The sequence below is a fragment of the Alteromonas sp. 14N.309.X.WAT.G.H12 genome, assembly GCF_036697315.1.
GTDB lineage: Bacteria > Pseudomonadota > Gammaproteobacteria > Enterobacterales > Alteromonadaceae > Alteromonas.
Genome location: NZ_JBAHZB010000260.1, coordinates 1 through 420, shown reverse-complemented (window position 1 = coordinate 420; position 420 = coordinate 1). Strand labels below are relative to the sequence as shown.

At 58.6% G+C, this 420-nt stretch carries 1 rRNA gene; it reads right to left on the bottom strand.

The features are described 5' to 3' along the window. Positions 1–335, bottom strand: a 23S ribosomal RNA gene (locus tag V5298_RS20895); the annotation flags it as partial. Positions 336–420: the final 85 nt, after the last annotated feature.

Below are 420 nucleotides of genomic sequence, written 5' to 3'. Positions count from 1 at the left end.
ACTCCCGCCCGGCCCGTCGGAACCGGGACACGTGATCCCACAACACCGGCAACGCAACCCCCGACGGGTATCACGCGCAACCGGTTTGGTCTGATCCGCTTTCGCTCGCCACTACTCACGGAGTATCCCTTCCTGCAGGTACTGAGATGTTTCACTTCCCTGCGTACCCCCCGCCCATAGGCGGTGCCGGCCCATGACGGCCGGCGGGTTCCCCCATTCGGAGACCCTAGGATCAAAGCCATGTTGGAGGCTCCCCTAGGATTATCGCATCCTCAAACGTCCTTCATCGGTACTGTCTGCCAAGGCATCCACCATACGCCCTCGCAAGCGGCACAACAGCAAAACAAATTGTCATTGCCCCACCCGCGGGTTTCCTGATAGCAAGATCGCCAGACGACAAATCTTAACACTAAAATGATC